At 71.5% G+C, this 22,914-nt stretch carries 31 protein-coding genes; 14 read left to right on the top strand and 17 right to left on the bottom strand.

Going from position 1 to position 22,914, the window contains the following annotated elements; all coding sequences use genetic code 11:
- Nucleotides 1-111 precede the first annotated feature (111 nt).
- Entirely contained in the window at nucleotides 112-888 is a 777-nt protein-coding gene (locus F9C41_RS38075; protein ID WP_230690321.1) for a pirin family protein, read from the bottom strand.
- A 93-nt stretch (nucleotides 889-981) separates the two neighbouring features.
- Here F9C41_RS38075 and F9C41_RS38070 point away from each other — a divergent pair, with 93 nt between their 5' ends.
- The 3 genes from F9C41_RS38070 to F9C41_RS38060 are packed head-to-tail and all read left to right on the top strand — an operon-like array spanning nucleotide 982 to nucleotide 2,838.
- The gene (locus F9C41_RS38070) at nucleotides 982-1,437 is read left to right on the top strand and encodes a MarR family winged helix-turn-helix transcriptional regulator (RefSeq protein WP_155391708.1); all 456 of its coding nucleotides are present in this window, start codon (nucleotides 982-984) and stop codon (nucleotides 1,435-1,437) included.
- Nucleotides 1,438-1,489: 52 nt separating this feature from the next.
- Nucleotides 1,490-2,302, top strand: coding sequence for an Fpg/Nei family DNA glycosylase (locus tag F9C41_RS38065; RefSeq protein ID WP_155391707.1), 813 nt, complete (start codon nucleotides 1,490-1,492; stop codon nucleotides 2,300-2,302).
- A complete protein-coding gene (locus F9C41_RS38060; protein ID WP_196280133.1) occupies nucleotides 2,299-2,838 on the top strand; it encodes a DUF1697 domain-containing protein in 540 nt (179 codons plus the stop codon). The genes F9C41_RS38065 and F9C41_RS38060 overlap by 4 nt, the downstream gene beginning before the upstream one ends.
- A 165-nt stretch (nucleotides 2,839-3,003) precedes the next feature.
- Here the strand turns inward: F9C41_RS38060 and F9C41_RS38055 are convergent, their stop codons facing one another.
- The 14 genes from F9C41_RS38055 to F9C41_RS37990 all read right to left on the bottom strand — a co-directional run bounded on the left by F9C41_RS38055 (nucleotide 3,004) and on the right by F9C41_RS37990 (nucleotide 14,096).
- Complete coding sequence (locus tag F9C41_RS38055; protein WP_155391705.1) at nucleotides 3,004-4,041, bottom strand: family 2 encapsulin nanocompartment cargo protein polyprenyl transferase; 1,038 nt, start codon at nucleotides 4,039-4,041, stop codon at nucleotides 3,004-3,006.
- Nucleotides 4,042-4,133: 92 nt separating this feature from the next.
- On the bottom strand, nucleotides 4,134-5,540 hold the full coding sequence (locus F9C41_RS38050) for a family 2B encapsulin nanocompartment shell protein (protein ID WP_155391704.1): 1,407 nt from the start codon (nucleotides 5,538-5,540) through the stop codon (nucleotides 4,134-4,136).
- 204 nt (nucleotides 5,541-5,744) lie between these two features.
- Nucleotides 5,745-6,944, bottom strand: coding sequence for a sialidase family protein (locus tag F9C41_RS38045; RefSeq protein WP_155391703.1), 1,200 nt, complete (start codon nucleotides 6,942-6,944; stop codon nucleotides 5,745-5,747).
- Complete coding sequence (locus F9C41_RS38040; protein ID WP_196280132.1) at nucleotides 6,931-7,440, bottom strand: SigE family RNA polymerase sigma factor; 510 nt, start codon at nucleotides 7,438-7,440, stop codon at nucleotides 6,931-6,933. Before F9C41_RS38040 ends, F9C41_RS38045 begins: the two co-directional genes overlap by 14 nt.
- 68 nt (nucleotides 7,441-7,508) lie before the next feature.
- The gene (locus F9C41_RS38035) at nucleotides 7,509-7,907 is read right to left on the bottom strand and encodes a hypothetical protein (RefSeq protein ID WP_155391701.1); all 399 of its coding nucleotides are present in this window, start codon (nucleotides 7,905-7,907) and stop codon (nucleotides 7,509-7,511) included.
- A complete protein-coding gene (locus F9C41_RS38030) occupies nucleotides 7,885-8,667 on the bottom strand; it encodes an SDR family NAD(P)-dependent oxidoreductase (RefSeq protein WP_196280131.1) in 783 nt (260 codons plus the stop codon). The genes F9C41_RS38035 and F9C41_RS38030 overlap by 23 nt, the downstream gene beginning before the upstream one ends.
- Before the next feature lie 110 nt (nucleotides 8,668-8,777).
- Entirely contained in the window at nucleotides 8,778-9,584 is an 807-nt protein-coding gene (locus tag F9C41_RS38025; protein WP_155391699.1) for a family 1 encapsulin nanocompartment shell protein, read from the bottom strand.
- On the bottom strand, nucleotides 9,581-10,699 hold the full coding sequence (locus tag F9C41_RS38020) for a Dyp-type peroxidase (RefSeq protein ID WP_155391698.1): 1,119 nt from the start codon (nucleotides 10,697-10,699) through the stop codon (nucleotides 9,581-9,583). Before F9C41_RS38020 ends, F9C41_RS38025 begins: the two co-directional genes overlap by 4 nt.
- A gap of 150 nt (nucleotides 10,700-10,849) precedes the next feature.
- Nucleotides 10,850-11,386, bottom strand: coding sequence for a hypothetical protein (locus F9C41_RS38015; protein WP_155391697.1), 537 nt, complete (start codon nucleotides 11,384-11,386; stop codon nucleotides 10,850-10,852).
- Between the two features lie 87 nt (nucleotides 11,387-11,473).
- Entirely contained in the window at nucleotides 11,474-11,752 is a 279-nt protein-coding gene (locus F9C41_RS38010; protein WP_155391696.1) for a DUF1622 domain-containing protein, read from the bottom strand.
- Complete coding sequence (locus tag F9C41_RS38005) at nucleotides 11,749-12,156, bottom strand: DUF1622 domain-containing protein (RefSeq protein ID WP_155391695.1); 408 nt, start codon at nucleotides 12,154-12,156, stop codon at nucleotides 11,749-11,751. Before F9C41_RS38005 ends, F9C41_RS38010 begins: the two co-directional genes overlap by 4 nt.
- 133 nt (nucleotides 12,157-12,289) lie before the next feature.
- Complete coding sequence (locus tag F9C41_RS38000; RefSeq protein WP_155391694.1) at nucleotides 12,290-12,691, bottom strand: OsmC family protein; 402 nt, start codon at nucleotides 12,689-12,691, stop codon at nucleotides 12,290-12,292.
- Between the two features lie 75 nt (nucleotides 12,692-12,766).
- Complete coding sequence (locus tag F9C41_RS37995) at nucleotides 12,767-13,342, bottom strand: YdeI/OmpD-associated family protein (RefSeq protein WP_155391693.1); 576 nt, start codon at nucleotides 13,340-13,342, stop codon at nucleotides 12,767-12,769.
- A 73-nt stretch (nucleotides 13,343-13,415) separates the two neighbouring features.
- On the bottom strand, nucleotides 13,416-14,096 hold the full coding sequence (locus tag F9C41_RS37990) for an NAD(P)H-binding protein (protein WP_230690320.1): 681 nt from the start codon (nucleotides 14,094-14,096) through the stop codon (nucleotides 13,416-13,418).
- Nucleotides 14,097-14,158: 62 nt separating this feature from the next.
- On the opposite strand from F9C41_RS37990, the gene F9C41_RS37985 reads away from it, so the two are divergent.
- The 7 genes from F9C41_RS37985 (at nucleotide 14,159) to F9C41_RS37955 (ending at nucleotide 18,567) form a co-directional block, all read left to right on the top strand.
- Nucleotides 14,159-14,809, top strand: coding sequence for a nucleotidyltransferase family protein (locus tag F9C41_RS37985; protein WP_230690319.1), 651 nt, complete (start codon nucleotides 14,159-14,161; stop codon nucleotides 14,807-14,809).
- Nucleotides 14,803-15,066: a BON domain-containing protein gene (locus tag F9C41_RS37980; protein ID WP_155391692.1), complete on the top strand. Its 264-nt coding sequence runs from the start codon at nucleotides 14,803-14,805 to the stop codon at nucleotides 15,064-15,066. The genes F9C41_RS37985 and F9C41_RS37980 overlap by 7 nt, the downstream gene beginning before the upstream one ends.
- Nucleotides 15,063-15,845, top strand: a complete 783-nt coding sequence (locus F9C41_RS37975) for a metallophosphoesterase family protein (protein ID WP_155391691.1) — start codon at nucleotides 15,063-15,065, stop codon at nucleotides 15,843-15,845. The genes F9C41_RS37980 and F9C41_RS37975 overlap by 4 nt, the downstream gene beginning before the upstream one ends.
- 15 nt (nucleotides 15,846-15,860) lie before the next feature.
- Nucleotides 15,861-16,226: a hypothetical protein gene (locus F9C41_RS37970; protein WP_155391690.1), complete on the top strand. Its 366-nt coding sequence runs from the start codon at nucleotides 15,861-15,863 to the stop codon at nucleotides 16,224-16,226.
- A gap of 101 nt (nucleotides 16,227-16,327) precedes the next feature.
- Complete coding sequence (locus F9C41_RS37965; RefSeq protein WP_155391689.1) at nucleotides 16,328-16,753, top strand: cytochrome c oxidase subunit 4; 426 nt, start codon at nucleotides 16,328-16,330, stop codon at nucleotides 16,751-16,753.
- Nucleotides 16,754-16,818: 65 nt separating this feature from the next.
- On the top strand, nucleotides 16,819-17,055 hold the full coding sequence (locus F9C41_RS40920) for a CsbD family protein (protein WP_191840013.1): 237 nt from the start codon (nucleotides 16,819-16,821) through the stop codon (nucleotides 17,053-17,055).
- A 186-nt stretch (nucleotides 17,056-17,241) separates the two neighbouring features.
- Nucleotides 17,242-18,567 carry a wax ester/triacylglycerol synthase family O-acyltransferase gene (locus tag F9C41_RS37955; RefSeq protein ID WP_155391799.1) on the top strand — a complete coding sequence of 442 codons (1,326 nt, stop codon included), beginning with the start codon at nucleotides 17,242-17,244 and terminating at the stop codon, nucleotides 18,565-18,567.
- A gap of 116 nt (nucleotides 18,568-18,683) precedes the next feature.
- Here the strand turns inward: F9C41_RS37955 and F9C41_RS37950 are convergent, their stop codons facing one another.
- Nucleotides 18,684-18,962, bottom strand: coding sequence for a hypothetical protein (locus tag F9C41_RS37950; protein WP_155391688.1), 279 nt, complete (start codon nucleotides 18,960-18,962; stop codon nucleotides 18,684-18,686).
- Between the two features lie 288 nt (nucleotides 18,963-19,250).
- Here F9C41_RS37950 and F9C41_RS37945 point away from each other — a divergent pair, with 288 nt between their 5' ends.
- A complete protein-coding gene (locus F9C41_RS37945; protein ID WP_155391687.1) occupies nucleotides 19,251-19,700 on the top strand; it encodes a DoxX family protein in 450 nt (149 codons plus the stop codon).
- Nucleotides 19,701-19,829: 129 nt separating this feature from the next.
- Nucleotides 19,830-20,294, top strand: a complete 465-nt coding sequence (rnhA, locus tag F9C41_RS37940) for a ribonuclease HI (protein WP_155391686.1) — start codon at nucleotides 19,830-19,832, stop codon at nucleotides 20,292-20,294.
- 7 nt (nucleotides 20,295-20,301) lie between these two features.
- On the opposite strand, the gene F9C41_RS37935 is transcribed toward rnhA, so the two are convergent.
- On the bottom strand, nucleotides 20,302-20,901 hold the full coding sequence (locus tag F9C41_RS37935; RefSeq protein ID WP_196280130.1) for a putative glycolipid-binding domain-containing protein: 600 nt from the start codon (nucleotides 20,899-20,901) through the stop codon (nucleotides 20,302-20,304).
- A 158-nt stretch (nucleotides 20,902-21,059) separates the two neighbouring features.
- On the opposite strand from F9C41_RS37935, the gene F9C41_RS37930 reads away from it, so the two are divergent.
- A complete protein-coding gene (locus F9C41_RS37930; protein ID WP_155391685.1) occupies nucleotides 21,060-21,842 on the top strand; it encodes an SGNH/GDSL hydrolase family protein in 783 nt (260 codons plus the stop codon).
- A 64-nt stretch (nucleotides 21,843-21,906) separates the two neighbouring features.
- Entirely contained in the window at nucleotides 21,907-22,866 is a 960-nt protein-coding gene (locus F9C41_RS37925; RefSeq protein WP_155391684.1) for a hypothetical protein, read from the top strand.
- Nucleotides 22,867-22,914: the final 48 nt, after the last annotated feature.

Here is a 22,914-nt window from a genome sequence, read left to right as displayed (position 1 = left end):
GACGGCGGCGGCCACCCTCAAAGGGGCGCCGCCGCCTGGCAGTGCTTATGGGTACCGGACCCCCGGCCGCGATTGGGGCGCAGGTCGGGGATCCGGCGGTTGTGGGGCCGGTCAGCCGGCGATGGTGGCGTGCATCTCCCAGACCATGACCTCGGCCGGCGCGCTCGCGGTGATGCGCTGGCCGCCGCTGCCGGTCAGTCGCACCGAGTCGCCCTGGGCCAGGCTGCCCGCCCGTTCCATCGACACCGAGCCGCGCGCCACGAACAGGTGCAGGTACGGCGCGTTCGGCAGCTCGACGCTGTCGCCCGCCTGCAGCCGCGCGACGTGCAGCGCCGCGTGCCGGTTCTTGATCCGGATCGCGGACGCGCCGACGTGCTGCTTCATGCCTGAGGCCACCGTCACCAGGCCGCCGCGCAGCAGCTCGTCGTCGATCTCGAGCTGCTCGTAGCCGGGCGTGATGCTGTCGGTGTCCGGCACCACCCACATCTGGATGAAGTGCACCGGGTCGGCGTGCTTGTCGCCCTGCAGCCGCCAGGAGTCGTTCTTCTCCGAGTGCATGATGCCGCTGCCCGCGCTCATCCGCTGGGCCAGCCCCGGGTAGATGACGCCGGAGTGGCCGGTGGAGTCCTGGTGCACCAGCGAGCCGCGCAGCACCCAGGTCACGATCTCCATGTCCCGGTGCGGGTGCGTCTCGAAGCCGAAGCCGGGCTTGACGATGTCGTCGTTGTTGACCAGCAGCAGCCCGTGGTGGGTGTTGCGCGGGTCGTAGTGCCGACCGAACGAGAACGAGTGCTTGGAGTCCAGCCAGCCGATGCGGGTCTTGGCCCGCTCGTCGGCGTACCGGACGTCGATGAGCTCGCGGCGGGGCTTGGCGGTGGAGGTCTTCACGGCCGTTGCCTTTCGATCGGGTCGTTGCGTTGTCAACGAGTTCAGCATACACGACATTGTTGCGCGGTCAACTATTCCCGGTAGACTGCAGGCATGGCAGAGACGCGGTGGCTGGACGACGACGAGCAGGCGACCTGGCGGGCATACCTGGAGGGCACCCGGCTGCTGATCCACGCGCTCGACCGGCAGCTCGAAACGGACTCCGGGGTCTCTTTCGCCGATTATGAGCTGCTCGTGCTGCTGTCCGAGGCGCCGGGCCACCGCCTGCGCATGCGCGACCTGGCCGACGCCAGCTTCACCTCCCGCAGCGGGGTGACCCGCGCGGTGACCCGGCTGGAGGACGCCGGCTGGGTGCGCCGGGTCGAGTGCGACGACGACCGGCGCGGCATGCACGCCGAACTCACCGAGGCCGGCGCGGCCAAGCTCGCCGAGGCCGCCCCCGGCCACGTCAGCGCCGTGCGCGAGCACATGTTCGACCACCTCAGCGAGGCCGACCGCGCGCACATCCGCGACGCGTACACCCGCATGCGGGCCCACCTGCTCGGCTGAGTCCGGCCGGGCGGACGCCACGCGGCCGCGGCCCGCCGACTATCGTGTACCGATGCCCGAGGGACACACCGTACGCCGGCTCGCCGACCGGCACCGTGAGCTGTTCGCGGGGGAGCCGGCCGCCGTCACCAGCCCGCAGGGCAGGTTCGCCGAGGGCGCGGCCCGGATCAGCGGCGCGGTCCTGCTCGACACCGAGGCGTACGGCAAGCACCTGCTGCACCACTACGGCGATCTCACCCTGCACGTGCACCTGGGGCTCTACGGCAAGTTCGCCGACGGCGACCTGCCGGTCCCGCCCCCGGTCGGGCAGATCCGGCTGCGGATGGCCAACACCCGGCACTGGCTCGACCTGCGCGGCCCGACCGCTTGCGAGCTGCTCGACCCGCCCGAGGTCGACGCGCTGCGCGCCCGGCTGGGCGCCGACCCGCTGCGGGCCGACGCCAAACCCGAGCAGGCGTACGAGCGCATCCGGCGCAGCAACAACGCGCTGGCCGCGCTGCTGCTCGACCAGTCGATCGTGGCCGGCACCGGCCTGATCTTCGTGCTGGAGGCGCTGTTCCGGGCCGGCCTCGCGCCGGCCGCGCCCGGCCGCGCGCTCACTCCCGACGGCTGGCGGGAGCTGTGGGCCGACCTGGTCGACCTGATGGGCAAGGCCGTGCTCAGCGGCCGGATCGACACGGTACGCCCCGAGCACGAGCCCGAGGCGATGGGCCGCCCGCCGCGGGTCGACCGGCACGGCGGCGAGGTCTACGTGTACCGCCGCCCCGACCAGCCCTGCCTCGTCTGCGGTACCTCGGTCAGCCGCGGCGCGCTGGCCGGGCGCAACTCGTACTGGTGCGCGACCTGTCAGAAGGGTGCCTCGTGAAGCGATACGCCGGGCTGCTGCGCGGGATCAACGTGGGCGGCAACAAGAAGATCTCCATGGCCGACCTGCGCAAGCTGGTCGAGGGCCTGGGCCACGAGGACGTGAAGACCCTGCTGCAGAGCGGCAACGTGGTGTTCGGCAGCGCGAAGTCCGACCAGGCGGCGCTGGCCGCGGAGCTGGAGCGGGCCATCGAGGCCGAGCTGGGCATGTCCGTCGGCTGCCTGGTCCGCGACGCGGCCGACCTGGCCCGGATCATCGCGCACGACCCGCTCGGCGACGTGGCCGACAATCCGTCCCGCCACTTCGTGGTGTTCCTGTCCGGCCCGGTCGACCCCGCGAAGCTGGCCGAGGTCGAAGCGCTGGCCAAACCGGGGGAGCGGATCGCGGCAGGCGAGCGCGAGGTGCACATGTGGCTGCCCGACGGCGCAGCCGAGACCAAACTGACCCACCTCGTCTTCCAGAAGCGCCTCGGCGTCACCGTCGCTACCGCCCGCAACTGGAACACGGTCACCAAACTGGGCACCCTGCTCACCTGACCCGATCCCGCCCCGAGCCCCGCGCCGCCTCGGAGCCCGCCCCGCCCCACCCCGTTTTGCATAGACGTTGGCCTATCTGGTTGAAAAAAGAGAGATCAAACTCAACCAGATAGGCCAATGTCTATGGCAAGAGCGGTGTCGAGCGCGAACGCGAACCCACCCAGGTCAGTGTTGGCGGTGGGTGGCTAGGCGGGCGAGGGCGTGGAGTTGGGAGGCGGGGGACAGGGCCAGGTCGGCGGCGTGGAGGCGGCGTAGGGCCTGGGCAAGGAGGGCGTCGGCGCGGGCTCGGGCCCAGGCGCGGGCGCCGGCGGCGTCGACCAGTTCGGCGGCGCGGGTCAGTTCCGGTCCGTCGAGCGGGCCCTGGCGCTGGTACAGCAGGGACAGCTCGTGGCCGGCGGGGGTGCCGGAGGTGAGCGCGGCGACGACCGGCAGCGACTTCTTGCGGCTGGCCAGGTCGGAGTGGATCGATTTGCCGGTGACCGCGGGGTCGCCCCAGATGCCGAGCAGGTCGTCGACGAACTGGAAGGCCAGCCCCATCCGGCGGCCGAACTCGGTCAGCGCCGCCACCTGCTCGGCCGTGCCGCCGCCGAGCAGGGCGCCGAGCGCGCACGCCCCGCCCAGCAGCGCGGCCGTCTTGGACTCGGCCATGGACAGGCACTCGGCGAGGCGTACGTCGTCGCGCTCCTCGAACTCGAGGTCCGCGCTCTGCCCGTCGAGCAGTTCCTGGACCGCGGTGTTGAGCAGCCGGCCCGCCTCGGGCACGGCCGGGTGGCCGCAGCCGGCCAGCACGTCGAAGCCCAGTGCGAGCAGGGCGTCACCGGCGAGGATGGCCGGGGCCTGGCCGAACACCGTCCACGCGGTGGGCCGGTGCCGCCGGGTGACGTCGCCGTCCATGATGTCGTCGTGCAGCAGCGAGAAGTTGTGGATCAACTCGACCGCGACCGCCGCGGGCACCGCCTGGGCCGCGTCGCCGCCCACCGCCTCGGCCGCCACCAGCGCCAGCGCGGGCCGGATCGCCTTGCCGGCGTCGCCGGTGGCGGGCGTGCCGTCGGCGTCCCACCAGCCGAAGTGATACCCCGAAATGCGGCGCATCGAGGGCCGCAGCGTGCCGACCGCGGTTCTTAACGCGGGGTCGACGAGGGTGCGGCTCCACGCCAGCACGTCCCGTGCGGACTGACCGCGTGCCATCTCCACAGTGCTCATGGTGGTACCACCTCTCCCGAAGGGCCTACGACAAAGACGCCGGGCACCCTGTCCAACGTGCGCACACGCCGGCAAGGTGCCCGGCGGCGGAATCAGTGGCCGAGTTCCACGTTCTCCAGCACCCCGAGCGCGTCGGGGACCAGCACCGCGGCCGAGTAGTACGCGCTGACCAGGTACGACAGGATGGCCTTGTCGTTGATGCCCATGAAGCGCACGGACAGGCTCGGCTGGTACTCGTCGGGCAGGCCGGTCTGGTGCAGGCCGATGACGCCCTGCTCGGCCTCGCCGAGGCGCATGACCAGGATCGAGGTGGTCCGGTTCGGGCTCACCGGGATCTTGTTGCAGGGCAGCAGCGGCACCCCGCGCCAGGCGGGCACGGTGCTGCCGTTGATCTCCACGCCCTGCGGGTAGATGCCCCGGCGCGTGCACTCGCGGCCGAAGGCGGCGATGGCCTGCGGGTGGGCGAGGAACAGGTGCGAGCTGCGCCGCCGGCTGAGCAGCTCGTCGAGGTCGTCGGGGGTCGGCGCCCCGGTGCGGGTGTGTATCCGCTGTTTGAGGTCGGCGTTGTGGAGCAGGCCGAACTCCCGGTGGTTGATCAGCTCGTGTTCCTGGCGCTCCTTGAGGGCCTCGATGGTGAGCCGCAGCTGCTGCTCGATCTGGTTCATCGGCTCGTTGTAGAGGTCGGCGACCCGGGTGTGCACCTGGAGCACGGTCTGCGCGACGCTGAGCTCGTACTCCCGCGGGGTGAGCTCGTAGTCGACGAAGGTGCCGGGCAGCTGCGCCTCGCCGATGTGGCCCGCGGAGATCTCGATCGCGGCCTCGCCGTGCTTGTTCTGCGGCGGCACCGGGTTGGCCTGGTGGCGCCGGACGTGATCGCGCAGCTGCTCGGACTGCCCGACGACGTCGTCGAACGCGGCCCGGCTCAGCGACATCACGATGCAGCTGGTCACCGCCTTGACGGTGACGTCCCAGGTGCTGCCGAGCTTGACCAGCGACTGGTCGCCGAAGTACTCCCCGTCGGCCAGTACGCCGAGCACGATCCGGTCGCCGTACTTGCCGGTGCCCAGCTTGTTGACCTTGCCGTGGGCGATCAGGTGCACCTTGTCGGCGGGGTGGCCGGCCTCCACGATCACGTCGCCGGGCGCGTACTCCGCCTGCGTGAACCGGTCGGCCAGCGCGCCGAGCACCCCGAGGTCCTCGAACTCGCGCAGCAGCGGCAGCTCGCACAGCTCCGGCGGCACGACCTTCACCTGCGCGCCGATCGTGGTGAAGCTGACCCGCCCGTCGCCGACCGCGTAGCTCAGCCGCCGGTTGACCCGGTACGTGCCGCCCTTGACCTGCACCCACGGCAGCATGCGCAGCAGCCACCGGGACGAGATCTCCTGCATCTGGGGCGCCGACTTCGTCGTCGTCGCCAGATTGCGGGCCGCCGCCGTGGCCAGACTCGACCGTGCCTGTCCACTCTCGACTTCCGCGGAGGAATCCACAGACACCACCATCACCCACCTCTGGTAGTACGAACCGGCGGGAGTCTTCCCACCGGTGTGTCCGGTTCGCACTAATTCTTAGTGTTCAAGTGGTATGAACGAAAGGTCTGGAAGTGGTGATCGTCCTCTGCTAGGGTGCGGTCGCCCCCGGACATGACCAAGGCTCCGTCCTCGCCGGGTGAGCGGCGTGAACGGAGCCTTGATCGGCGTACGGGACTACAGGCGCAACTCGGTCCAGGTCAGCCCGTCGGGGGAGTGCTGGACGGGCGGGTCGGACGCCTTCGGTCCGGCGGCCCGCAGGTAGCGGCCGCCGATCCGCTGCCAGATCGGTGCGTCGCCCACCCGGCCCAGCTTGTCCTCGGACGGCATCGCCCGGTAGACGGCGCCGGACGTCGGCTCATAGACCAGCAGGGTGCCGTCGAAGCAGACCACTGAGGCCAGTCCCGCGTCTCCACCGGGATCCGGTGGCAGGTCTTTGCCCAGGTCCGCCCAGTGCGCGCCGTCGTCGGTGCTACGCCACACCCGGCGCTTCGGGAACGTCTCCACGACGTACAGCATCCGGCCGTGTTCGAGCAGCGGCCCCCGACCGGCATGCGGCCCGGCCGCGTCACCCGGCAGCGGCACCTCCCGCCAGGTGCGGCCGCGGTCCCGGCTGAGCCACAGCCAGGTCCTGGTGTCGTCCCCGCCGTACACCCAGGCGCTGCCGTCGTCGCCGCGCACCACGTTCGTCCACATCGAGGTCAGCGGCCGGGTCTGCGGCGGCGTGGCGAGCAGCGCCGAGGTCCCGTCCGGCCGGAGCACCACGATGTCGATGGGCCGCCCGGTGTTCGACCGGACCTGGGCGAGGCCGCCGTCGGGGATCTCCGCCACTGTGCCCTGCGGATCCATCGGCTTCTCGGTCCACGTGCGGCCACCGTCGGTGGTGAACCTGCGCCGGTCACCGTCGAAGCCGTCGAGCGCGAGCGTGGTGGCGCTGAGCACGCGCAGGGTGACCCGTGGGCTGCGCTGCTCGGCGGGGAACGTCTCGCCCGGCACGGCGTGCCGCTGCCAGGAGGCGCCGCCGTCCGTGGTCTGCGCGACGTAGAGCTGGCACGGATCCGCCAGGCACGACTGGGCAAGTGCGAACCCGTGGTCGGCGTCGGCGAACCAGATCTCCGGCGGCTCGGTCAACGACACTGATCCGGCGTGCGCCGGCGGCGGGAACGCCGGTGGCAGGGAGCCCGCCGAGGGCCGCAGCGCGGTGATCGTCCCGGCCAATGTGACCAGCACCGCGACCGCGCCCAGCGCCGCCACCGCGGTGATCCGCCGTCGGCGGCGCAGGCCGTGCACGGCGGTGACGACCGCGGCCGCCGAGGGGGGCGGCAGCTGCGACCGCCGGCTGAGTTCTTCGCGCAGGAGTCGCTCAACGTCGTGCATACGGACCGCCCTCCACCTGGTCGCCGTCGAGTTGCCGGCGTAGCGCCGCCAGGCCGCGGTGGCGCAGCGAGCGCACCGTGGCCGGGCGGCGGTCCAGCATTCCGGCGATCTCCTCATCGGACAGATCGTCGAGAAAACCGAGCACCAGCACCGCCCGCTGGGCCCGCGGCAGCGCGTCCAGGGCGCGGCGCAACTGATCACGGACATCGACCGGGCCGTACTCATCAGGGCCGGGCCAGTCGACCTCCAGTGGCACGCTGGCCGGCCGCCTGCGGCGGATCCGCCACGCGCTCAGGTACGTGTTGAGCATCGTCGTGCGCGCGTACGCCAGGGGGCTGCCGTCGCGGTGCACCCGCCGCCACGCTCCGGCGACCTTGACCAGGGTGTCCTGGATCAGGTCCTCACCGGCCGCGCGTTCGCCGGTCAGGGCGTACGCGTACCGGCCGAGCGCGGGCAGGGCGGCATGGACGAAGTCGTCGAACGAATGATCCGGCACCAGTCGCCACCTCCACCCGGTATGTACGCCGGACGGAGGCGGTCTGTTGCACTGTCACACCATCGTTCTCAGCCGGTCTTGAGCCAATCGTGCACCGACTCCATCGAGTCGAAGTACGCGGTCGGGAACGTGGCCGGTCCCTCGGGCGCCGGCTCGGCCTCGGCGGCCTCGGCGGGCCGCATCAGGTACGCGAGCTTGGCCACCCCGGCGCGGTTGTAGCAGGGGATGACGTTCTGGTCGCACCAGTTGTCGAAGCCGGCGTCCGGCCGGTGGTGCAGGTTCCGGGCGTCGACCACGAGGTAGCGGGTCGGCAGTTGCTCGGCGGTCTGCGCGAAGCGCGCCATCAGCGCCTTGAAATCGTCGTCGCTGATGTGGTCGGTCGCCGGGGACCAGGTCAGCGCCAGCAGGCCGTGGTCGTCGTCGCGGCTGATCGTGCCGTATTCGTCATGGTAGATCGAGTTCGACATGTCGCTCCCTCCTCGGCCCGCGGGCGGCCACGGCCTCGCTGAGCCCGTGCTCCCCGCCGCTGACCTCGATCACCTGTCCGGTGACGCCGCCGGACGCGTCGGACGACAGCCAGGCCACGGCCGCGGCGACCTCGTCCACGGTCACCGGTCGGCCCAGGGCGTTCTCGTAGTACATCGGGCCGCTGGACAGCCGGGTGGCCCGGACGTGGTTGACCCGTACGCCGGACGGGCCGTACTCGGTTGCCATGCTGCGGGCCAGGGCTTCCAGCGCGCCCGCCACCGCGCCGAGCGCGCCCGTGTGCGGGCGGCCGCTGCCCCCGTTGGTCGACGCGACCGTGATGATCGAGCCGCGCCCGGCCGGGACCATCACCCGGGCCGCCTCCCGCGCGGTCAGGAAATGCGCGCCGATCACCTCGCCGAGGGCCTCGGTGAGCACGGTGGGGTCCAGGTCGCGGTAGGGCACGCCCACCCCGGCGGCGTGCGTGGGCAGCTCGAAGCCGTTGAAGCACACGTCGACCGGGCCCTTGGAGGCGACGGCGGTTACGTATTCGCGTACATGATGCGGATCGCTGGGGTCGACGGTGGCCGGATGGGCCTCGCCGCCGTCGGCGTTGATCTTCTCGGCGAGCGCCTCGACGGCCTCGGTGTCCAGGCCGCTGACCCACACCTGCGCGCCCTGCTTGCCCAGGTGGCGGGCCACGGTCTCGGCGAGCCGCTCGTCGGCGGCGAACACCAGGGCCCGTTTGCCGGAGAGCATCATCCTCATCCCCTCACGCGGGCGGTCCGGCGGGCGCGTCACCGCACGCCTCCTCACCGGAATCGTGCCACGTCAAGCGCCCTCGGCAGGCCCGAATGCGGGCAGTCCGGCGGTCATCCGGCGGTGAGTTCGACCCCGGCCTCGGTGGTCTGCACGAAGAAGGTCAGCGACTCCTGGAAGTAAAGCCGCACCGAGTCGGGGTCATGGGACAGGTAGCCGATCGACAGGTCCTGGCCCAGGTGTAGCTCGTAGTCGCCGCCGCGGGTCGACAGCAGCAGCCCCCCGGTCAGCGCGGGCGCCCAGATGATGTGGCTCTCCTTGCCCAGCACCCGGGACAGGTGCTCGCGGATCGGATAGCCGTGGTCGGTCGTCTCCGCGACGGCGGTGTACGCGTCGGCGCTGAGCAGCAGCGTGTACGGCCCCGCGACACCGGCCAGGCGCAGCTCGGTCATGGCCTGCGCGACCGCGTCGGGGTAGGCGGCGGCGTCGGCGGGCAGGGCGATCGGCGGGTTGGACGCCGCCTGCTTGATGCCGACCACGCCCGCCTCGGCGAAACCGTCGAAGACCATGCCGTCCTCGGCGAAGGCGATCTGTTTCGCGGCGTCCTTGACCGGCTGCCAGTCCGGGTCCTTGGCCCCCCGGGCGACGTCGTCGACCGCCTGCCTGCTCACCGTGAACGGCGCCCGGAACTCGACCAGCGGGCGGGCCTCCCGCACCCGCGCCTGGACCGCGCCGCCGGAGTCGCCGGCCGGGTGCAGGTGACCGGTGCCGACGGCGGCCTGGTCCAGGCCCGCGGGGCCGATCACGTCGACCGCGCGGCGGGCGGCCACGTGCCGGGTGAACGTGCGCCGTGCTTCGGCCTCCAGGTTCTCCCACGCCTCGTCCGAGATCGGGGCGAGTTCGCGATGCAGGTTGTTCATGCCCGGCTCCCCTTCAAGCTCCCGATGCCCAGCGAAGAGTCGCCGGGCCCGATCTCCGCCGACACCGGCGCCTCGCCCCGCGTGACGGCCAGGGCGCCCGGAATCCCCACCGGGCCCAGTTCCACCGGCGTGGCTGCCACCGGCTCTGCCTGCGCCGGTTCGGCCGCCGGCACGGCGGACCCCGCCGGCGGCGGCAGGTCGTCGAGCAGGTCGGCCGACGGCACGAAGAACAGGCTGCCCGACACCGCGGTGGAGAAGTCGAGGATGCGGTCGGTGGTGCCGGGCGGCTTGCCGATGAACATGTTCTGCAGCATCTGCTCGGTGATCTCGACCTGGCCGGCGTACCCGATGAAGTAGGTGCCGAACTCGCCCTCGCCGGCCGAGCCGAACGGCATGTTGTCGCGCACGATCTTGTGCTCGACGCCGTCGTCGTCGGTGATCGTGTTCAGCGTCAGGTGCGAGTCGGCGGGCTTGGCCTCGTCGGGGAACTCGATGTCGTCCAACTTGGTCCGGCCGATCACCCGTTCCTGCTCGGCCACCGAGATCGCGTTCCAGGCGGCCATGTCGTGCAGGTACTTCTGCACGATGACGTAGCTGCCGCCGAGGAAGCCGGGATCCTCGTCGCCGATCAGGGCCGACCTGGCGGCCGCGTTGCCGGTCGGGTTCTCGGTGCCGTCGACGAATCCGAGCAGGTCCCGCTCGTCGAAGTACTTGAAGCCGTGGGTCTCGTCGACGACGTCGACCCGGCCCGCCAACCGGGCCATGAACTGCTTGGCCAGCTCGAAGCAGAGGTCCATGCGCCGGGCCCGCAGGTGGAACAGCAGATCACCGGGAGTGGCGACGGCGACGTGCCGCGGGCCGGCGATCTCGCGGAACGGGTGCAGCCCGGCCGGGCGCGGGCCGCCGAACAGCCGGTCCCACAGCAGCGAGCCGATGCCGACCACACACTGGAGCTGGCCGTCCGGCACCCGGAACCCGACGGCCCGGGCCAGGCTGGAGACGTCGCCGAGCAGGTCCCGGACGTCTTCCTCGGCCCCGTCGCGCACGGTCACGATCAGGAAGACGGCGGCCTCGGTGATGCCCGTCAGCACCGGTTGCGACTCGACGCTGCCCACGATGAACCTCCCGGAAGCCTCCTCCCCGGATCGTGCCACGTCCCCCGCCCGCACAACTCTGGAATGAGGGAAGGGCACCTTCACATCGCCTTGTGTTGTAGAAGGTGCCCTTCCGCACGCTTCCTGGCGTGTGGCCAGGCAGGATGCGGCCTAGCTGGTCATCGGCTCGTAGACGTCGCCGAGGTCGCTGACCGGGAGGTAGCGCTCGTCGGCCGCGGCGGCGTGCAGCCCCGCGAGCAGGCCGGCGGCCTCGGGAAGGCCGAGAGCATCACGCAGCCGGGCCCGGTCGTCGTCCAGATCGGGCCAGTCCTCTCGGATCTCGTCGTCGGCGAAGGCCAGCCACTCGCGCAGCGCCGCTCCGTCGCCGAACGGCATCGAGGTGGCGTCGTGCAGGCTGGACAGGCCGACCACCAGCGCCAGCGCAGTACGCAGATCCGCCGCGATCAGCCCGCCCTCACCTTCGGAACCGGCGTAGACGACCGGACGGTTGTCGGCCGGTGGCCCGGCCAGCAGGAACGCGCCGCCGGAGGCGTCACCGGCGATCATCTCCAGCGCGCCGCCGTCAGGCAGCCGCACCGCCTCGACGGGTCCGTTCTCGGCGCGCTGAAGGTCGAAGTCGAAACGGACGAGCAACTCGGCGATCCACCGCTCGTCCTTTATCTGCCGCAGCAGGTCCTGATCACGCATGCGTGGCACCGTACCGGCGACCCCCGTCAGTCTGCATTCGCGCGGCACATGCCGGAAGCCCGGCCCGGCACCCGGTGGGTCCCCGCCTCACCCCGGCCGGTCTCCGGCGGCCCGGTGCGTACCCTGGGCCAGGGCCAGCGTGAGCATGCGGCGCAATCCGACGATCGCCGCCGCGGCCAGGATCGCCGTCCAGGTCGTGGCCAGTGACAGGGTCAGCAGTCCCGCCGCGAGCCAGAAATCCAGCGCCACCGACACGGCCATCCGGCCGGATCGGCACCGCGCGAACGCCAGTGCCCCGGCGGCGAAACCCGCCGCCACGCAGAGCTGGGCCGCGCCGCGTACCACCTCTTCCGGCAGCAGGGTCACGGCGTGCCCCGCGCCGTGCCGCCCGGGCCGGGCGTGATGACCTCGCCGACGCCGCGCAGCTCGGCCCGGGCCTCCTGGATCTCCTTGGTGAGGAAGTAGTTCAGCGCGGTGCGGATGGTGGCGATCGCGGCGAGCTCGGCGATCTCGCGCAGGGTGGGCGAGACCGCGGTGCGCAGGATGTCACCGGCGAGCTGGAACTCCAGGCCGAGGGTGAGGAAGCGGCCGAGTCCCAGCCGGATCGGTACGAAGTCGACGGTATGCCGCCCGCGGATCGCCGCACCGACGAACTGGACGAAGGCGACGCTGGCCCCGATGAAGATGACCACCGCGCCGGCGGCCTCGACCAGCATGACGAGCAGATCGACCAGGTTGGCCAGCGCGGCCTGCCCCCACGGGTGCTCCATGTCGGTGACCGCCCCCACCGGCGTCGCCGGTCCCTTGTGCTCTCACGCTACGCCGCATCCCAGGACGAGAACCCCGGAACCGGACATCCGCCCCGCCCCGGTCGCCCGTCCTGCCGGGGTGGGGGCGCGGTGGTCAGCGGGGCGGCAGGATCTGGAGGGTCTCGGTGCCCTCGCGCAGCGCGCGGCCGACCGTGCAGTGGTTCTCGTGGACCCGGTGGGCGACCGACTCGAACACCTCGGCGGCCTTGTCGTCGCCGGGCGGCAGTTCGATCTCGTACGTCGTCGTGATCGGCCCGAGCTTCGTCGGCGCGACCTTCTCGGCGTCGACACGTACCGCCAGCTTGACGAGGCGGTGGCCGCGCTTGGCGGTCAGCGGCTCGACGGTGACGATCTCACAGCCGCCCAGCGCCGCGAGCAGCAGCTCGACCGGCGAGAACACGCCGTCCTGATCGGAGCTGCCCACGGCGACCGAGGCCCCGCGCTCGTTGGTGGCGATGAAACCGTCGTCAGTGCGTTCGACCCTTACCGTTCCCATGATCGCCATGCTACCGGCGAGCCCGTGGGCCGGGTGCGCGTCGGCCTGCGGGATGTGCCGCTGCGGCAGGCCGGCTCAGGGATGGATCTTCTTGCCTTCGGCGAGCATGGCGACGTACTGGGCGATCCGCCTGGCCCGGGTCTCCGGGCGTTTCGCCTCCTGGATCCGGTGCAGGATCGCGTACCGGTTCTGCCGGTCGACGGTCTCGAAGAAGCGCTGCGCCTGCGGGTCGGCGGCGAGTGCCTGGGCGAGGTCGTCTGGCACCTCGGCCGTCTTCATGCCGTCGTAGGCCGCTTCCCAGCGCCCGTCGGCCTGCGCCCGCTCGATCTCGGCCAGCCCTCCGGGCCGCATCCGGCCCTGCTCGATCAGCGCCGCCACCCGGTTGCGATTGATCTTCGACCAGCGGCTGCGGGCCCGGCGCGGGGTGAATTTCTGCAGCCAGTACACCTCGTCGACGCCGGCTTTCGGCCCGTCGATCCAGCCGTGGCACAGGGCCACGTCGAGGGCCTGGGAGTAGTCGACCGACGGCACGCCGGAGGCCTTCTTCGCCAGCTTGAGCCACACACCCGCGCTGTCGGCGGGCTGGGCGGCGAGCCACTGCTCGAAGGCGACGGCGTCGGCGAAGGTCAGGGTGGGGGCGTCAGCGGCCATCGGGCCAGTCAAACACGCCCGTCCGACAGTTTGCGCCGGCTGGGCGGCGCCTGGTCAGGCAAGGCGGGGCGGTTCAGGGGAGGGCGTTGATGTCGCGGTTGGTGAGGGTGCGGGTGGGGGCGCCCGCGATGGCGACGTGGATCATGGCGCGGCCCAGTTGGTCGGTGGTGGTGGCCAGGCCGGGGATCCGGGCGAGGAGGGGGTAGAGGGGGCCGGTGATCTTGTACAGGGTGCGGTACCAGCCGGTCTTGGAGGTGATGCCGTGGCGGGGCTGGATGAAGCCGGGTCGGAACATGTACGCGTCGAGCGGCATCGCCAGCAGGGCGTTCTCGGTGCGGCCCTTCACCCGGGCCCACATCATCCGGCCGTGCTCGGTGCTGTCGGTGCCGCTGCCGGAGACGTAGACGAAGCGCATACCGGGGGAGACCTCGGCGAGGGTGCCGGCGACGGCCGTGGTGAGGTCGTAGGTGATGCGGGTGTAGTCGGCCTCGCTCATGCCCGCCGCGGACACGCCCAGGCAGAAGAAGCAGGCGTCGTAGCCGGCCAGGTCGGCGGCGACGGGAGACAGGTCGTACAGGTCGTCGCGGACGATCTCGGTCAGCTTGGGGTGGTGCTGCCCGATGGGGGTGCGGCCCACCACCCTCACCTGCGCCACCCGGTCGTCGCGCAGGCACTCGCGCAGCACGCCCTGGCCGACCATGCCGGTCGCCCCGAAAACGATCACCTTCATGCCGGTCCCGGCCTCTTCGGTCACGTCCGTGAGGTTAACGTGCCCGGCGATGTGTGAGACGAACACACGTCGGGTATAGCGACCCCATGCTCAGCGAGATCAGTGCAGAGCTCCTGGAGACGATGAAGCGTGCGGCCAGCGTGCTGCGCCGCGCGGAGGTGCCGTTCGCGCTGGCGGGCGGCTTCGCCGTCTACGCCCGCGGTGGCACCTCCAGCGAGCACGACGTGGACTTCGTGATCCGCGAGGAGGACGTCGAACGGACGCTGCAGGCGTACGCCGAGGAGGGTTTCCGCACCGAGCGCCCCCCTGAGGACTGGCTGGTGAAGGTGTACGACGAGGACCGGCTGGTGGATCTGATCTTCCGGCCGGTGCAGCGTCAGGTGACCGAGGAGGTGCTGGCGGAGAGCTCGATCGTGCCGGTCGGCGCGCTGCACATCCCCGTGCTGTCGGCGACCATGCTGATGGAGCACAAGTTGCTGACCTTCTCCCAGCACCACTGCGACTACTCCCGGGCGCTGCCGCTGGCCCGCTCGCTGCGCGAGCAGATCGACTGGGACCAGGTCCGGCGCGACACGGCCCACTCGGTGTACGCCGAGGCGTGCCTCTACCTGCTGAGCCTGCTGGAGATCATCCCTCCGGCGGGCGAGGGCGGGCCGCACGAGAAGCCGCGGCCGGAGCAACCCGAGAACGGGCAGGCGTCGGTGCCTGCCGGAGCCGACAGGACGGGGGCATGGTGAGCGAGCCCAGGGTGGTTGACGAGTACGCCGACGCCGAGGTGCACCGCATGCTGACCGAGGACGGCACGATCTGCGAACAGGGCATCGAGGTGATCCGCCGGGACGGGGCGGTGCTGCTGCGCGGCCAGGTCGAGACCGCGCACCGCCGGGACGCGATCGGCGAGCGGGTGGCGGCGATGTTCCCGGACAAGCACGTGTGCAACGACATCGTGGTTACGGCGGTGGCCGGTCCGTCCGAACCGGAGGTGATCACGTGATCCGGGTGGCGGCGGTCGGCGACGTGCACATGGACGTCGACGTGCTCGGCCGGTACCGCCCCTCCCTGGAACAGCTCGGCGAGCGCGCCGACGTGCTGCTGCTGGCCGGCGACCTGACCCGGCACGGCACCGTCAACGAGGCCGAGTGCGTGTCCCGCGAGTTCGGCGACCTGCCGGTGCCGGTGGTGGCCGTGCTGGGCAACCACGACTACCACAGCGACCAGCAGCACGAGGTCACCAAGGTGCTGGCCGCGGGCGGCATCACCGTGCTGGAGGGCGAGGGCATCACCATCAGCTGCCGCGACGTGAAGTTCGGCGTGGCCGGGATCAAGGGCTTCGGCGGCGGCTTCGCGGGGCGCTGCGCGTCCATGTTCGGCGAGCAGGAGATCAAAGACTTCGTGCGTACGACGGAGAAGGCCGCGACCCGCCTGCAGGCCGCCCTGCTGTCGCTGGACGCGGACGTGCTGGTGGCGCTGACGCACTACGCGCCGGTGCCGGACACGCTGCTGGGCGAGCCGCTGGAGATCTACCCGTTCCTGGGCTCCTACCTGCTGGGCCAGGCGATCGACTCGGCGCCGACCGCGCTGGCCGTGCACGGGCACGCGCACGCGGGCGTGGAGCGCGGCGTCACCCCGGGCGGGGTGCGCGTGCGCAACGTGGCGCACCCGGTGATCCGCCAGGCGTACAGCGTCTACCAGCTGGATGCGGCCTCACCGGGGCGAACGCCCGTTTCGCAGGGTGCCGGGCGGGGTATCGACTCGCTGTCGCACGACGTCTGACGTCAGGAGATCATGATGTTCCTCCGTACCCGGAACAACGACAGTGTCGCCTCGGCCACATGGAACGAGTTCCTGCACGGGTTGGGCAGCACCCGAGACGTGGCAGCCGAACGGGCGAGGGAGAAGGCGGGCAGCGTGCGCGGGGCGCTGTCCGACACCGGCTCCGAGGCGCGGCACCGGGCCTCGCTGGCCCTCGACGCGCTCGCGGGCCGGCCGGCCCCGGTCCGCTGGGGCTGGGTGGTGGCCGCGGCGGGGCTCGGTGCGCTGGCCGGCTTCGCGGTGGCGGAGCTGCTGCGCGGACACCCGGTGGACGAGGCGGTCTCCTCACTGCGCCGCCAGCTCGGCCACAGCAAGGAGCAGGCCGAGCACTTCGTCGGCTGACACGCCGAACCGCCGGAACCCGGGCGGGTGCGCAGGGCCGATGCTAGTTTGCAGACGCCCCCCGCACCCGCCTCACCGTTTCCGTCGACCGGGGGATCGCGATGAAGACCGAGTACCGGCTGTTTCTCGGGGTGGCCGCGTTCCTGTTCGTGACCGCCGCGGTGTACTGGTTCTGGAGCGGGGCGGCGCTGCCGCAGTACGACTGGATCGGCACCACCGCGCTGACGCTCAGCGGCCTGCTGTGCCTGATGTGCGGGGGCTACTTCTGGTTCGTCTCGCGCCGCATCGACCTGCGCCCGGAGGACCGCGGCGACGCCGACATCGCCGAGGGGGCGGGGGAGATCGGCTTCTTCAGCCCCGGCAGCTACTGGCCGTTCGGCATCGCGCTCGCGGCCCTGATCGCCTCGCTGGGGCTGGTGTTCTGGATGTGGTGGCTGATCGGTCTCGGGATCATCGCGACCATCGTGGCGGCGTCGGCGCTGCTGTTCGAGTACTACACGGGCACCCGGCGGACAGCCGAGCACTGACGCGCGGATCGCGCGACAATCGAGGTGTGACGCAGTCGCGCCCAGCGGAGCGGGGGCGGGGGGCCATGGGATTCGACGAGAAGATCCACAACATGTCGCAACGGGTGGTCGGCAAGGCCGAGGAGGTAGCCGGCAAGGTCACTCACAACCAGCGCTGGGAGCAGGAGGGGCGGGCCCGGGTGGCCGCGGTCGACGAGGACGAGGCCCGGCAGCGGGCCAAGGACGTCGCCAAGGCACAGGAAGCCACGGGACATATCACCCACGACGAGCGGCTGCGCCTGGAGCGCCGCGACGACGCCTAGCAATCCACCAGCGGTGATGCATTCCGGGGGTGTCCGGCGACACCTTCATACAGGCCTGTAACACCGTCGACAAACCGCAGCCTTAACGTGGTCTCAGACGTTGTATCAAGGTCAGGTCGCCTCGAAGCGGCAGAGCTGCCGCTCGGCGAACCGACCACGTCCCACGACGACGACGCGAGGGTGACCATGGAGGACGGGCGGCTCAGCGCTCTGGACATGTCTTTTCTGTGCCTGGAGAACACCGCCTCGCCCATGCACCTGGGCGCGGTCGCGGTGTTCCACCCGGCCGAATCCGTGCGCCCCGACGAACTCGTCGCGCTGCTGGTCGAGCGGGCGAGCCGGGTGCCCCGGATGCGCCGCAAGGTCGGCCCCACCGTGCTCGGCGGCGCGGCGTGGAGCGAGGACCCGGTCTTCAACGCGCGCAACCACATCCTGCACCACCGGCTGGAGGCCGGCGGCCGAGACGACCTGGCCGCGCTGGTCTCCGACCTGATGACCGCCCCGCTGGACCGCAACCGCCCGCTGTGGCAGCTGCACCTGGTCAGCGGGCTCGCCGGTGGCCGCTTCGCGCTGCTGGCCAAGATGCACCACGCGCTGTGCGACGGGCAGGGCGCGGTCGGGATCGGACTCGGCCTGCTCGACGGCGGGGACCTGCTCGCCGCCGAACCGCCGCGGCCCCGCGAGAGCGCGCCGTCGGCGCTGTCGTCGCTGGCGCGCCACGGCGCCGACCTGATCAGCCGTCCCGAGCACGTCGTCGGTGACGTCGTCGGGCGGGCCGGCACCATGTTCGACATCGCGTCGGCGATCGTCGGGCGGATGCGCGCGCCGGCCCCGAGCCCGCTGCTGGCGGCCCCGTCGGGCACCCGCCGGGCCGCGTTCGTCAGCCTGGAGACCCGCGAGCTGCAGCGGATCCGCCGCAAGCACGGCGGCACGCTCAACGACCTGCTGCTGGCGGTGGTCGCCGGGGCGCTGCGGCACTGGCTGATCGGGCACGACCGTCCGGTCGACGTGCTGCGCGCGCTGATCCCGGCCAGCCAGCGGGTGCGTTCGGGCGGCAGCGACGACGCCAACCAGCTCTCGGCGTACCTGCTGGATCTGCCGGTCGGCGAGCCCGACGCGGCCCGCCGGCTGACCCTGGTGCGCGAGGCCATGGACCGCAACAAGGCGGCCGGTCCGCGCCGGGGCGCGGGCGCGATCCCGGTGCTGGCGGGCATGCTGCCGTCGGCGCTGAACCGGCTCGCCGCCCCGTTCGCCGCGCACGCCGCGCCGCTGCTGTTCGACATCGTGGTGACCAGCGTGCCGCTGCCGCCGCTGCCGCTGCACCTGGGCGGCGCACGGCTGGAGGAGCTGTACCCGATCGCCCCGCTGGCCAGCGGCCACGCGCTCGCCATCGGCCTGTCGCGCTACCGCGACGGCGTCCACATCGGCCTCTACGCCGACGGCGCGGCCCTGCCCGACATGGAGAAGCTCACCGAAGCCCTCCCCATCGCCCTCGCCGAACTCGACGCCTGAAAAGCAAGCAAGGGCGCCCTCTTGACGCTCCGCGTTTTAGAAGGTGCCCTTGTTAGCAGCGCTGCGAGAGAAGCGCAGGATGGCGTTGTTCGAGCCGTCCGAACGGTGCGCGACCGTCACAGGTCCTTGGTGCGCTCCACCATCGCGTCGGGGGTGAGCAGCGCGGGGGGCGTGCCGCGCCCGCGGGCCGGCCAGGCGTAGTACTGCCCGTCGGAGAGGTAGAGGTCGAGCTGTCGCCCGATGTTGCGATCGCTGAGGTCGATGTTGACGGAGTAGACCACATGCGGCTGGTCGTCCATGACGATCGCGAGGCGCTTGCTGCCGTCGTAGTCGGCCACCGTGCAGTGGTGACCGTTGTACTCGAAGCGCCGGTTGATCAGACGATCGGACGACATCGGGTCCTCCGTTCTCCCCAGGTTGATGTTCATACAGCCACGTCAGGGTAAGCCGAAACGGCAGCGATGCCAACAGGCTCCGCGAACCGGGCGCGATCCTGACGACCCGTACGCACCACCGCATCTCACCATGCCCGCGAACGCGGCGGGCACCCGGGCGACTCATCCGTGGTCGACGCGCGTGTCGTTCGCCCTCGGCGATCGCCGATATCACCGTCAACACCGTCATAGGTATGAAAAAGTGATGTTCATGCCATACATCGCACGTGTTCGGCCGGAGGTGGCGTGATGTTCGTCTTTCCCGCGCAGATCCGCGACCTGGCGATCCTGATCGCCCGGCTCGGCATCGGCATCGTCTTCTTCGCCCACGGCTGGCAGAAGCTGTTCACCATCGGCCTCGGCCCCACCGCAGCCGGTTTCAAGGCGATGGGTGTGCCGCTGCCCACTCTGTCCGCCTGGTACGCGGGGATCGTCGAATTCTTCGGCGGGGCGCTGCTGATCGTCGGGCTGGCCGTGCCGATCGCGGGCGTGCTGCTCTTCCTCGACATGCTGGGCGCGTTCTTCACCGTGCACATCGGCCACGGCCTGTTCGTCAACTCCGGCGGCGCCGAACTCGTCATCGCCCTCGGCGTCGGCAGCCTCCTGCTCGCCGCCGTCGGCGCCGGCCTCTACAGCATCGACCACGCCATCGCCGCCAACCGCACCCCCGCCGCCCACGGCCCCAAAACCATCCCGTAACCCGGCCCCCCGGGCCCGCGCAAGATCGCGACGATCTTGCGTGAACTGTTGCCCATATGACTGGTACACGCGTGTCGTCCCCACCGTTCGTGCAAGATCGTCGGGGGTGGGGGCTGGTACGGTGCCGGGGTGGGCGAGGGTGACGGGCAGGTTGTGGTGGTTTATACCGACGGGGCGTGCTCGGGGAATCCGGGGCCCGGCGGGTGGGGGGCGATCCTGCGGTACGGCGGGCACGAGCGGGAGATGTGCGGCGGGGACCCGGGGCCGACGACGAACAACCGGATGGAGCTGACCGCGGCCATCTCGGCGCTGGAGGCGCTGACCCGGCCGGTCACCGTGCACCTGCACACCGACAGCACCTACGTGCGCGACGGCATCACCAAGTGGATGCACGGGTGGCGCCGCAACGGCTGGCTGACCTCGGATCGCAAGCCGGTCAAGAACGCCGACCTGTGGCAGCGCCTGGCCGAGGCGGTGGCCCGGCACACCGTCGAGTGGCGGTGGGTGCGCGGGCACGCCGGCGACCCCGGCAACGAGCGCGCCGACGCGCTGGCCAACAAGGGCATGACCGAGGCGCGCGCGACGGCCCGCTGACCGCCCCTCAGACCACCAGGCTGGCGTAACCCGGGTAGTTCACGACGAAGCCGTCCTTGTCGACGGTCAGGTCGGCGGTGAAACTGCCCGACGAGTAGCGGATGGTGTCCGCGTCGATCACCGTGTACGTCTGCTCCACCGGGATGACCTGCAACGACGGCACCCGGATCCAGGCCATCGGCACGGTGTGCGTGGTGCCCGGCTCGGCTCCCAGCAGCCCCAGCCGCCGGATCGGCAGCGTGTTGGTCAGCGCGGTCGCCTCCAGGTCCACGTCGAGCACCCCGGCCAGCCGGCCCGGGTCGACGATGCCGGGCAGCTGCACGGAACCGAACTTGCCCTGCTCGCTGGTGATGACCCGCCACGAGTTGCCGGAGCGCTCCAGCCGCACCTCGCGCTGCCAGCCGGCGCCCTCGGACTCGACGGTCATGGTGTCGGTGGCGAAACCGTCCACCGTGGTCAGCGTGTAGCGGCAGGCGTGCGGCACCGGTTCGGCGGCGACCACCTGGCCGTGGGCGAGGAGTTTTTCGGGGCGCAGATCGACGAGGGCGATGTCGGTGCCGACCTCGACCATCCGGTCCCACAGCAGGGCGCGCGGCAACGGGCTCATGCCCTGAGGTTAGTCACGCCGCGGCGCTCGTAGGGCGAATTCGCCCGTTCGCGTCCACAGTGCTCGGCCGGCGAAGATTTCCACCAAGGTATCTTCACGTTCCTGAATGTTTCTGACAGCATGTGCGCACCCACCCACACCCCCGTGATGGAGCCCACATGGTGTTCCCGCTCCGCGCCGCCGTACCCATGCTGGCAGCGCTCTCGTTCGTCCTGCTCGGCACGCCCGCCCACGCCGCCGCCCCGGCGTACACCGCCCTCGGCGACTCCTACGCCTCGGGCACCGGCACCCGCGATTACTTCGATGCGACCTGCCAGCGCTCGAACAGCGCCTACCCGGTGCTCGACGCCGCCCGGCTCGGCGCGACCCTCACCTTCGCCGCCTGCGCCGGGGCGAAGATCCCCGCCATCCTCAGCGGACAGCTGGGCAGCCTCAACGCCGCCACCCGCTACGTCACGGTGAGCGCGGGCGGCAACGACATCGGCTGGTCCGCGGTGATCGTCCAGTGCGCCAAGCCCTGGCCGTACACCTGCTGGGGCGACATCGACAAGGCCGAGACCTACATCCGCAACACCCTGCCCGGCCAGCTCGACCAGCTCTACACCCGCATCCGCGACCTCGCCCCGAACGCGACCGTGGTCGTGGTCGGCTACCCGCGGCTGTTCAACGGGGAGGAGTGCAATGCCATCGCTCGGATCTCACCCGGTGAGCAGGCCGAACTGAACGCCGCCGCCGACCTGCTGGCCACCACGATCAAGGCCCGCGCCGCGGCCCGCGGCTTCGGCTTCGTCGACGCCCGCGGCCCGTTCACCGGCCATGCGGTCTGCGACGACGTCGAGTGGATCAACGGCACGTCCTGGCCCACAGGGGAGTCCTACCACCCCAACAAGGCCGGGCACGTCGGGTACGCGGGCGTCGTGGAGACCGCGCTGCGCGCCTGACGTTCGTCGAAGTGTGTCCTCGCGCAGGCTGGTGCGGTCGTCGATGCCGCACTAACCTGCGCGGGTGGGTTCCAGGGTGAACTACGTCGTGATCCGCGACGGCTCGCACACGCTCTACTTCCACGGCGGCGGCGCCGGGGACAGCCTCGACTACCTGTTCGTGCCGGGCCCGGACGTGGTGCTGCGGTGGCTCGCGCAGCTGGGCGAGCACGTGACCGGCGAGTGGCTGACCGACCCGCTCTGCGCGGGCGGCGTGCTGATCGACACCGACCGCCGCGTGCTGCTGCTGTTCGCCGACCTGCTCGGCGACTACGCCTACCGCGCCGCAGTCCTCGACGCCTTCCGCCGCACCTGGTCCGGCTGGGAGATCCGCTGGGCCTATGACGGCCTCGCCGACCTGATCGCCTTCACCGGAGGCGACCCCACTGCGGTTCGGGTGCCGCACGACGCGCCACGGCTGCCGCACTACGCCGGCCACGACCCCGAGCTGCCGCTGGCGGCGCTGGTGACCGTCGCGGGCGAGCAGGGCTGCCGGGCGTATGGCCTGAGCCCCGACCTGGCCGGCGAGCAGCCGTTCCGGGCGGGTCCGGCACTGGTCGACTGGCTCGCCGCGGGGGAGCCGCTGGAGTGGTGCGACGAGATCCCCGGCGCCGGGCTGCACCTGGACCCGGCGAAGCGCACCGCCGGGCTGTGGAGCATCCGGCCGCTGCGCGGGCTGCGGGACGACTGGCCGGCGCTCTGGCCGGGGTGGACGCTCGACTTCTGGGGCGACGCGCACACCCGGCAGGTGGCGCTGTGCCCCGACGTGCTCGACGAGGTGCCGCCGGTGCTGGTCGAGCCCGGCCTGCGCGAGCTGGCCCGGCGGCTGGTCGACCTGTGGCCGGTGCGCTCCGCGCTGGCCGAGGCGGGCCTCGACGTGGACCAGCTGTACGTCCGCGACGTCGGCGGCATGCGGGCCATGCTGGACGTCGGGCTGACCGCCGACGAGCTGGCCCGGACCGTGGACGCCGTGATGGGACGGTGAAAAACCCCGGTGCGCGCCGCCGTGTGCCCGGTACGCTGCGTCAGCTGG

Source organism: Catellatospora paridis, from assembly GCF_009720365.1.
Classification (GTDB): Bacteria; Actinomycetota; Actinomycetes; order Mycobacteriales; family Micromonosporaceae; genus Catellatospora; species Catellatospora paridis.
This window is presented reverse-complemented; position numbering and strand designations above follow the sequence as displayed.

Coding starts and splice junctions, on each gene's coding strand:
- F9C41_RS38070 (WP_155391708.1), top strand. CDS start 982: ATGGCAGAGACGCGGTGGCTGGACGACGACGAGCAGGCGACCTGGCGG.
- F9C41_RS38065 (WP_155391707.1), top strand. CDS start 1,490: ATGCCCGAGGGACACACCGTACGCCGGCTCGCCGACCGGCACCGTGAG.
- F9C41_RS38055 (WP_155391705.1), bottom strand. CDS start 4,041: ATGAGCACTGTGGAGATGGCACGCGGTCAGTCCGCACGGGACGTGCTG.
- F9C41_RS38050 (WP_155391704.1), bottom strand. CDS start 5,540: ATGGTGGTGTCTGTGGATTCCTCCGCGGAAGTCGAGAGTGGACAGGCA.
- F9C41_RS38045 (WP_155391703.1), bottom strand. CDS start 6,944: ATGCACGACGTTGAGCGACTCCTGCGCGAAGAACTCAGCCGGCGGTCG.
- F9C41_RS38035 (WP_155391701.1), bottom strand. CDS start 7,907: ATGTCGAACTCGATCTACCATGACGAATACGGCACGATCAGCCGCGAC.
- F9C41_RS38030 (WP_196280131.1), bottom strand. CDS start 8,667: ATGATGCTCTCCGGCAAACGGGCCCTGGTGTTCGCCGCCGACGAGCGG.
- F9C41_RS38025 (WP_155391699.1), bottom strand. CDS start 9,584: ATGAACAACCTGCATCGCGAACTCGCCCCGATCTCGGACGAGGCGTGG.
- F9C41_RS38015 (WP_155391697.1), bottom strand. CDS start 11,386: ATGCGTGATCAGGACCTGCTGCGGCAGATAAAGGACGAGCGGTGGATC.
- F9C41_RS38005 (WP_155391695.1), bottom strand. CDS start 12,156: ATGGAGCACCCGTGGGGGCAGGCCGCGCTGGCCAACCTGGTCGATCTG.
- F9C41_RS38000 (WP_155391694.1), bottom strand. CDS start 12,691: ATGGGAACGGTAAGGGTCGAACGCACTGACGACGGTTTCATCGCCACC.
- F9C41_RS37995 (WP_155391693.1), bottom strand. CDS start 13,342: ATGGCCGCTGACGCCCCCACCCTGACCTTCGCCGACGCCGTCGCCTTC.
- F9C41_RS37985 (WP_230690319.1), top strand. CDS start 14,159: ATGCTCAGCGAGATCAGTGCAGAGCTCCTGGAGACGATGAAGCGTGCG.
- F9C41_RS37980 (WP_155391692.1), top strand. CDS start 14,803: ATGGTGAGCGAGCCCAGGGTGGTTGACGAGTACGCCGACGCCGAGGTG.
- F9C41_RS37970 (WP_155391690.1), top strand. CDS start 15,861: ATGTTCCTCCGTACCCGGAACAACGACAGTGTCGCCTCGGCCACATGG.
- F9C41_RS37965 (WP_155391689.1), top strand. CDS start 16,328: ATGAAGACCGAGTACCGGCTGTTTCTCGGGGTGGCCGCGTTCCTGTTC.
- F9C41_RS40920 (WP_191840013.1), top strand. CDS start 16,819: ATGGGATTCGACGAGAAGATCCACAACATGTCGCAACGGGTGGTCGGC.
- F9C41_RS37955 (WP_155391799.1), top strand. CDS start 17,242: ATGGAGGACGGGCGGCTCAGCGCTCTGGACATGTCTTTTCTGTGCCTG.
- F9C41_RS37950 (WP_155391688.1), bottom strand. CDS start 18,962: ATGTCGTCCGATCGTCTGATCAACCGGCGCTTCGAGTACAACGGTCAC.
- F9C41_RS37945 (WP_155391687.1), top strand. CDS start 19,251: ATGTTCGTCTTTCCCGCGCAGATCCGCGACCTGGCGATCCTGATCGCC.
- F9C41_RS37935 (WP_196280130.1), bottom strand. CDS start 20,901: ATGAGCCCGTTGCCGCGCGCCCTGCTGTGGGACCGGATGGTCGAGGTC.
- F9C41_RS37930 (WP_155391685.1), top strand. CDS start 21,060: ATGGTGTTCCCGCTCCGCGCCGCCGTACCCATGCTGGCAGCGCTCTCG.